Here is an 8,209-nt window from a genome sequence, read left to right as displayed (position 1 = left end):
GGCCGAGGGGACCGGCGCCCGGCCGGTCGTCGCCGGCCAGGGCGCCGTCTACGCCGCGGTGCATCTGTACAACGTGGAGTACTGGGAGATCCACGACCTGGAGGTGACCAACGACTCCGCGACGGCGGCCGAGCGCAACGGCCTGCTCGTCGAGCTGGAGAACTTCGGCGTGGGTCACCACTACCTGATCGATGACGTGTACGTGCACCACGTGGCCGGCGACCAGGCCGCGGCGAAGCGCTCCAACGGGATCCAACTGCGCGTCACCGGCACCGCCGTGCCGACCCGGTTCTCCGACGCGGTGGTGCGGAACTCGGAGGTCTACCACGTCGACCGCGAAGGCCTGACCACCGCGTCCGAGCAGAACTGCCGCACGATCTACGGCTGCACCGGTACGCAGAACTGGCTCGCCAGCACCGGGGTGGTCTTCCAGAACAACGTCGTGCACGACACGGGTGGCGACGGCATCGTGATGCGCGTCGCCGACCACGCGGTGGTCGAGGGCAACGAGGTCTACGACATCGCCCTGCGCAACACCGGCAACAACGCGGGACTGTGGACGATCAACTCCGACTACACGCTGATCCAGCACAACGAGGTCTACCGGGTGAACCGGTACGCCGGCACCAATGACGGGATGGCGTTCGACTCCGACTACGGCAACCGGGGCGTCGTCTTCCAGTACAACTTCAGCCACGACAACGAGGGCGGCTTCATGCTGTTCTGCGGCGCGTGCGGCGGCAGTGCGAACACGTCCGGGACGATCGTGCGGCACAACATCTCGATCAACGACGGGTCCCGCCTCCTGTACGCGGTCGGCGAGCAGGCGGCGCAGGTCTACAACAACACGTTCTACCTGCCGTCCGGGTCGGCGACCGCCGTCATCGAGGACACCACCGGCACGACGACGGTGCGGTGGCAGAACAACGTCTTCTACAACCTCGGCAGCGGGGCGTACGCGGGTTCGGGCTACGTCGCGGCCGACCACACCTGGCGCGCCAACGTCTTCTACGGCAGCCATCCGGCGAGCGAGCCGGTCGACGCGTACAAGTCGACGGCGAACCCGCTGCTGGCCAACCCGGGTGGGAGCGCCCCGGCCGACTATCAGCTGACGGCGGGCTCTCCGGCGCTGCGGTCCGGTCAGGTCACCACCGGCGCGGGCGGCCAGGACTACTTCGGCGATCCCGCCCCGCTGGCCTGCCGGCCCGACGCCGGAGCGCATCAGCGGTCGGCGTTCACCGATTCGGCCTGCCTCGGCACGACGATGACGGCCAACGGCGGCTTCGAGACCGGGTCGCTGTCGGGCTGGCCGGTCGCGACGTCGGGGCGTACCTGGGCGGATTCGTCGAGCGTGCGTTCGGGGGTGTACGCCGGAAAGCTCGGCCCGTACGCCGCCTCGCTGGAGCAGACCGTGACGGTCGCGCCGAACACCACCTACGTGCTGTCCGGCTGGGGCCGCGTGGACAAGGCGGACACCCAGCTCGTCGTCGGCGTCAAGAACTACGGTGGCATGGAGGTGCGCGTGCCGGCGTACGCCACCGGCGAATGGCGCGCCGGTTCGGTCACCTTCACCACAGGCGCCTCGGCCACGAGCGTGGTCGTCTTCTGCTACGCGCGCAGCGGCACCGGATACGGCTGGTGCGACGACGTCCGCCTGATCCCACAACCGAGCTGACCATTCGAGCGGGCTGACCGCCCAGGTGGGCTGACCGGCCGCAACGCGTCGCAAACCACCCAGACGCGGACGCCCCGGAGTGGGACTGCGATGATCCACTCCGGGGCGGATATAGTGGCTCGGCGGCGGACAGGCTAGGGGGGCGAGATGACGCAGGCGGATCCCCGGTCGAGGATCCTGACCATCCCCAACGCGATCAGCTTTCTGCGGCTGCTCGGCGTCCCGCTGTTCCTGTACCTCTTCCTCGGCCCGCACGAGTGGGGCTGGGCGGTCGCGGTGCTGGCGATCGGCGGCACGACCGACTGGATCGACGGCTACCTGGCGCGGCGGCTCGGTCAGGTGAGCCGCCTCGGCGAGCTGATGGACCCGGTCGCCGACCGGCTCTACATCCTCGCCACCATCGTCGCGTTCACCGTCGAGGGCGTCGTGCCGTGGGCGTTCACCATCGCGCTGCTCCTCCGGGAAGCCGTGCTCAGCGTGGTGGTCCTGATCCTGCGCCGCTACGGCGTACCGCCGCTGCCGGTCCACTACGTCGGCAAGACGGCCACCTTCATCCTGCTGTTCGCGTTCCCGGTGCTGCTGCTCGCGTCCGCCACCGACGGCGCGGTCGCGTCGGTCGCCCACGCGATCGGGTGGGCGATGGCCTGGTGGGGGCTCGTCCTCTACTGGGTCGCCGGCGGTCTCTACATCCTGCAGGCTCGGTCGGTGGTACGCGCCAAGCAGCCGGCCGCCACCGGAGGTTCGGCATGACCTCCTCGGCGCCCCCGCCTGACACCGGCGAGCAGGCCGCGCAGGCGCGCCGCCGGTACAGCACAGACCTGCTGGACTCCCTGTTCCGGGAGTCCGTCGACGCCAGCCGCGCGGCGTACGAGGCGTCCACCCGGCGCTCACCGGCGATGCGGACGGCGTACCAGGTGCTCGGGGCGGTGACCGCGCTCGTGCTCGGGTTCCTGCTCGCCGTGGCGTACCAGAAGGTCGTCGAGGAGCAGCCCCAGCGGCAGACGGCCCGCGACGGCCTGATCGCCGACATCCACACCCGGCAGGACCGCATCGACGCGCTGACCGGCCGCGAGGAGTTGCTGCGCGGCCAGGTGAACAGCCTCCAGGCGGCCCTGCTCAACGACAGCACGCTCCAGCGGCTGCGCACCTATGAGGCCGCGACCGGGCTGCGCCGCGTGACCGGCGACGGCGTGACCATCAAGCTGGGCGACGGCCCCGCGAAGGCCGACCCGGTCACCGGCCAGGCCGACAAGACCGCCCGGGTCCTGTTCGTGGACCTGCGCAACGTGGTGAACGAGCTGTTCACCGACGGCGCGGAGGCGATCGCGATCAACGGCCAGCGGCTCACCTCGACCTCGACCATCCGCTCGGCGGGCGAGGCGATCCTGGTGGACTTCAAGCCGCTGGTCGGCCCCTACAAGATCACCGCCATCGGCCCCAGCTCGATGGCGACCAAGTTCTCCGAGTCGGCGACCGCCGACCTGTTCCGCAAGCTCGTCGACAGCAAGGGGATGTCGTTCTCGGTGAAGCGCACCGACGACCTCACCCTGCCCGCCGCGGCCAATCCCCAGCTGCGGTACGCCAAGCCAGTCGTCTCCGGATCGCCCTCGGCGACCGTGTCGCCATCGGGAGGTGGCAAGTGATCCCCGTCCTCGCCTTGATCGCCGGGGTCGTCCTCGGCGTGATCCTCGACCCGACCGTCCCGGCGGCGCTCGAGCCCTACCTGCCGATCGCCGTCGTCGCAGCGCTCGACGCCGTCTTCGGCGGCGTGCGGGCCAAGCTGGACGGGATCTTCGACGACAAGCAGTTCGTCGTCTCGTTCATCTCCAACGTCCTGGTGGCCGGCCTCATCGTGTGGCTGGGCGACCAGCTCGGCGTCGGCGGGCAGCTCTCCACCGGCGTGGTGGTCGTCCTGGGCGTACGGATCTTCGGCAACGTCGCGGCGATCCGGCGGCATCTGTTCCGGGCGTAGGAGGCGGGATGACGAACCCTCACGAGAACCAGCCCGAACCGGATCGGCCGCCCGGCGACGCCGACCGTGACATCGGGTCCGGCGGCGTACGCCCGGATGCCTTCGGCGCGGACTTCGACGCCGAGCAGACGATCCGGCTCGACCACCCCTCGGACGCCGTGGACTCCGACGATGACTCAGTCGACGACTCCGCCGACACCACATCCGACGGGTCCGCCGAGATCGCCGACGGCGAGTCAGACGAGGGAGCCGAGCCGACGGTCGCGCTGGCTTCGCCGTCCAGCTCCAACGGCACCACCGATTCCGGCGGGTCTTCGGAGGCGGCGGGTGGGTCCGGCGAATCCGGCAAGAAGAAGGTGTCCGCGGCCACGATCGTCATCGCGGTCCTGGTCGGGCTGCTCGGCTTCGCCCTCATCGTGCAGGTCCGGGGCACCTCGGAGGACTCGACGCTGGCCTCCGCGCGTACCGACGACCTCGTCCGGATTCTGTCCGATCTGGACTCCAACGAGAATCGCGTACGCCAGGAGATCGCCGACCTGGAGCAGCTGAAGCGGGAGCTGACCGCCGGCAGCGAGAGCGCCGAGGCGGCCCGCGCCGCGGCCGAGCAGCGCGCCGACGAGCTGGGCATCCTGGCCGGGACGCTGCCCGCCGAGGGAACCGGCCTCACCGTACGCTTCTCCGGCCAGATCCGGGCCTCGCGGATCCTCGACGCGGTCGAGGAACTCCGTAACGCCGGCGGCGAGGCGATGCAGATCAGCGGGGGCGGTGGCCCGGCCGTCCGGATCATCGTCTCGACCTACTTCCAGGACGCCGACGGCGGCCTGAACGTGAACGGGACGAAGCTGACCGGCCCCTACACGATCACCGTCATCGGTGATCCGGCCACGATGAAGACCGCGCTCAACATTCCGGGCGGGGTGGTGGCGACGGTCAGCAGCGACGGCGGTAACGTGATCGTCGAAGATCCGGGCAAGGTGACGGTGTCCGCGTTAGCCGCGGAACCGGACCTGCAGTACGCGCAGCCCGCCTCCTGACCGGTGGCGGGTAGGCGGTAGACGATGTTGAAGAGGAGCAGCCGTTGATTCCCGAGAATCTGCGCTACACCGCGGAGCACGAGTGGGTGGCCGCGGGCGCCGATCCGGTGCGGGTGGGTATCACCGACTTCGCGCAAGACGCGCTCGGTGACATCGTCTACGTGCAGCTGCCCGAGCCCGGCACGACCGTGGCCGCCGGGGACGCCTTCGGCGAGGTCGAGTCGACCAAGAGCGTCTCCGAGATCTACGCTCCGGTCAGCGGGGTCGTGGTCGCCCGCAACGAGGCACTGGGCGACTCGCCGGATCTGATCAACACGGACCCGTACGGCGAAGGCTGGCTGGTCGAGCTGCGGCCGAGCGACCCAGCCGTGCTCGACTCGCTGCTCGACGCGGACGGCTACCGCAAGCTCACCGAGAGCTGAACTGCCCGCGCGTCCGGTTGACCCTTTCTTCCCTGGCTGGCTACGCTCGCACAACCGATCGCCCGAGGGCAGTCCGCCCGCGGGCGTAGCCGCCATCACCGCCCAAGCTCCGTTGCAGCAAGGTTTGTTGACGAAGCACCGCTAGACGAAATCGTGAGGTGGTCCGATGACCCGCCCCGGCGACGAGTTCCCCCCGCTCGATGTCACGTCGACCCTGCACCTCGGCTCGTTGGACGAGGTTCTCGAGGGTCCCGACTCCGACGTCGTGCCCGGTCGGGTCTCCGGTCAGCTGCCGGCCGGGATGGCCCTGCTCGTGGTGCGGCGTGGGCCGAACGCGGGCGCTCGATTCCTGCTCGACCACGACGTGACGACCAGCGGGCGGCACCCCGACAGCGACATCTTCCTGGACGACGTGACCGTCTCGCGGCGGCACGCCGAGTTCCACCGGGAGGGCTCGACCTTCACCGTTCGCGACGTGGGCAGCCTCAACGGCACCTACGTCAACCGCGAGCGGGTCGAGTCGGCCACCCTCAACAACGGTGACGAGGTCCAGATCGGCAAGTTCCGGCTCGTCTACATCGCGGGGCCCCGCCCCGAGGAGTCGTGACGCTGTCCGAACGGGCCGCGACGCCCGGCGATCGGGCGGGCGCGGCGGAGGCCCGCGCCCGCGCCGACGCGCAGCCGCTGTTCAGCATCGGTGAGGTGCTGGCGGAGCTGCGTGCCGAGTTCCCGGACACGACCATCTCCAAGCTCCGGTTCCTGGAGACCGAGGGGCTGGTCGAGCCGCAGCGCACCCCGTCGGGCTATCGGAAGTACTCGCGGGCCGACGTCCAGCGCCTGCGCTACGTGCTGACCGCCCAACGGGACCAGTACCTGCCGTTGCGGGTCATCCGGGAGCAACTCGCCGAAGGCGGTGACGAGCTCGTCGAGGCGGCCTCGCGGCCGAACCTGGTCGCGCTGGGTCCCGACGACGCGCCCCCGCCGGCGACGACCCCGGTCGCGGTTCCGCCGCAGCCGCGGGACGCCGCCTCGGTCCGGCTCACCACGGCCGAACTGTGCGACCGGGCCGGGCTGACGACGAGTCAATTGCGGGATCTGGAGCAGCACGGGTTGCTGACGCCGGACGCCGGTGGCCGCTACGACGCCGACGCGCTCGCTGTCGCCGAGGTGGCCGCCGCGTTCGCCGAACACGGCGTACACGCAAGGCATCTGCGGGCCTGGCGGGCCGCTGCGGACCGCGAGGTCGGCCTGATCGCGGCCCTGGTCGCACCGCTGTTGCGGCACCCCGATCCGACCGCGCAAGCGCGGGCGGCGGAGACCGTGCGGGAACTGACCGTGCTGTCGCAACGCCTGCACGCCGCACTGGTTCGGGTGGGGCTGCGCGCCACGCCCGGCCAGTGAGATGCGTGTACGGTGGGTGGGAGGGCTGTGCCGGAGAGAGGGAGGCGACTGTGCGTGAGCTGAGCGTGGTCGGGGTGCGGGTCGAGTTGCCCACCAACCAGCCGATCGTGCTGCTGCGCGAGGTCGATGGCGACCGGTACCTGCCGATCTGGATCGGTGCGGTGGAGGCGACCGCCATCGCCTACGAACAGCAGGGCGTGAAACCGCAACGCCCGCTGACCCACGACCTCATGCGAGACGTCCTGCAGGCGCTGTCCGCGCCGTTGTCGGCGGTGGAGATCACCGACCTGCGGGACAGCATCTACTACGCGGACCTGTTGTTCTCCGACGGCGCCATCCGGGTGTCCGGCCGCCCGAGCGACGCGATCGCGCTCGCCCTGCGGGTCGGCGCGCCCATCCGCTGCGCCGAGTCGGTCCTGGACGAGGCGGGGATCATCATCCCCGACGAGCAGGAGGACGAGGTCGAGAAGTTCCGGGAGTTCCTCGAGCAGGTAACCCCCGAGGACTTCGCGAGCTGACCGCTGCCCGGTCGGCCGCTGCCCGGTGCGCCGGGATACTCCTTTCGCGGCGTGTCCGCGTGTTGCCTCCACCCCGCACCCGGCCCTGCGCTATAGGGTGACAGTTGTCGGATCTGGCACCGACGCTCTCCACCGCGAGCCGTGCGCGAGCGGGCGCTGAGCTGCGTGCTGCCCGGCGCCGCGGAGTGGAGGTATTCGTATGGAGCCTTACAGCGCAGACCAGGCGACACTGGCGGAGGCGTTCCTGCCGGAGCCGACGGTCGGCTATCGGGGGGTCACCGCCTGCCACGCCGTGGGGATCAGCTATCGGCAGATCGACTACTGGGCGCGTACCGGGCTGGTCTCGCCGAGCATCCGTGACGCGTCTGGCTCCGGAACCCAGCGGCTCTACTCCTTCCGCGATCTCGTAGTCCTCAAAGTCGTCAAACGACTACTGGACGCCGGGGTTTCGCTCCAGAACATCCGGAAGGCCATCGAGACGCTCCGCTCGCACGGCGTCGAGGATCTCGCGGGGATCACCCTGATCTCCGACGGCACGACGGTGTACGAGTGCCGCTCGGCCGAAGAGGTCGTCGACCTGCTGCAGGGCGGGCAGGGAGTGTTCGGCATCGCGATCGGCGGCGCGTTCAAGGAGATCCAGGGCTCGCTGGCGATGCTGCCGGGCGAACGCGCGGTTCCCGAGGAGGACGCCGGCGAACCGGCTCCGGTGATCGAGGCTCCGTTCGGGGTGACCGACGAACTGGCGGCCCGCCGGGCGCGCCGCCGGGCTTCCTGATCGTCGGCTGACCTGGCCTCCCGGCCACGGCGCGTTTTCATCGGGTTGTGACAAGCGTGGACGGAACGCTGACCCTGAACCGATAACACTCAGGCATGCATTATCGTCACCGCATGCCCGACGAAACGCTGGAGCTGGAAGGCGCCCCGCCCGCCGTCCGCGCGGCGATCCCGGCCCAGGCGGCCGAGGATGCCGCTCCCGGGGAGACCGCCGGCGGCGAACACGCTGCCCCGCCGCCCGCCGGGCCGTCGGGCCGCGAGCGCTGGCGGCAGTCGTTCATCGTGGGGTTCTGGACCTGGTTGTCCGGTCTGGCGTTGTACGCCGTAGTCACCTTCGCGGCCTGGGTGCCGTTCGAAGGGCTCGTCGAGTCCGGGACCCCGGTGGTGGCGATCGACCGGCAGATCCGGGGAGC

11 protein-coding genes are annotated in these 8,209 nt (G+C 70.4%); all 11 read left to right on the top strand.

The window, feature by feature from the left end:
• Positions 1–1,675: right-handed parallel beta-helix repeat-containing protein (locus AB0M47_RS41025; RefSeq protein ID WP_363423972.1), on the top strand; the 1,675-nt coding region annotated here is incomplete at its 5' end.
• 147 nt (positions 1,676–1,822) lie between these two features.
• Positions 1,823–2,425, top strand: a complete 603-nt coding sequence (locus AB0M47_RS41020; protein WP_363423969.1) for a CDP-alcohol phosphatidyltransferase family protein — start codon at positions 1,823–1,825, stop codon at positions 2,423–2,425.
• Entirely contained in the window at positions 2,422–3,318 is an 897-nt protein-coding gene (locus tag AB0M47_RS41015) for a DUF881 domain-containing protein (RefSeq protein ID WP_363423966.1), read from the top strand. Before AB0M47_RS41020 ends, AB0M47_RS41015 begins: the two co-directional genes overlap by 4 nt.
• Positions 3,315–3,647, top strand: a complete 333-nt coding sequence (locus tag AB0M47_RS41010) for a small basic family protein (RefSeq protein ID WP_253750640.1) — start codon at positions 3,315–3,317, stop codon at positions 3,645–3,647. Before AB0M47_RS41015 ends, AB0M47_RS41010 begins: the two co-directional genes overlap by 4 nt.
• Positions 3,648–3,655: 8 nt before the next feature.
• A complete protein-coding gene (locus AB0M47_RS41005) occupies positions 3,656–4,681 on the top strand; it encodes a DUF881 domain-containing protein (RefSeq protein WP_363423963.1) in 1,026 nt (341 codons plus the stop codon).
• 44 nt (positions 4,682–4,725) lie between these two features.
• On the top strand, positions 4,726–5,103 hold the full coding sequence (gene gcvH, locus AB0M47_RS41000; RefSeq protein ID WP_363423961.1) for a glycine cleavage system protein GcvH: 378 nt from the start codon (positions 4,726–4,728) through the stop codon (positions 5,101–5,103).
• Between the two features lie 166 nt (positions 5,104–5,269).
• The gene (locus AB0M47_RS40995; protein ID WP_253750632.1) at positions 5,270–5,710 is read left to right on the top strand and encodes an FHA domain-containing protein; all 441 of its coding nucleotides are present in this window, start codon (positions 5,270–5,272) and stop codon (positions 5,708–5,710) included.
• 77 nt (positions 5,711–5,787) lie between these two features.
• Positions 5,788–6,504, top strand: coding sequence for a MerR family transcriptional regulator (locus AB0M47_RS40990; RefSeq protein WP_363423974.1), 717 nt, complete (start codon positions 5,788–5,790; stop codon positions 6,502–6,504).
• Positions 6,505–6,554: 50 nt separating this feature from the next.
• Positions 6,555–7,022 carry a bifunctional nuclease family protein gene (locus AB0M47_RS40985; RefSeq protein ID WP_253750631.1) on the top strand — a complete coding sequence of 156 codons (468 nt, stop codon included), beginning with the start codon at positions 6,555–6,557 and terminating at the stop codon, positions 7,020–7,022.
• Between the two features lie 199 nt (positions 7,023–7,221).
• Positions 7,222–7,797 (top strand): MerR family transcriptional regulator, encoded by a 576-nt coding sequence (locus AB0M47_RS40980; RefSeq protein ID WP_253750629.1) that lies wholly within the window; start codon positions 7,222–7,224, stop codon positions 7,795–7,797.
• A 113-nt stretch (positions 7,798–7,910) separates the two neighbouring features.
• The coding region (locus AB0M47_RS40975; protein WP_363423958.1) for a hypothetical protein at positions 7,911–8,209 on the top strand (299 nt) is incomplete at its 3' end.

It is taken from the genome of Hamadaea sp. NPDC051192 (genome assembly GCF_040682475.1).
Lineage (GTDB): Bacteria > Actinomycetota > Actinomycetes > Mycobacteriales > Micromonosporaceae > Hamadaea > Hamadaea flava.
The sequence above is the reverse complement of the archived record's forward strand: the minus strand, read 5'-3'. Positions and strand labels throughout refer to the sequence as shown.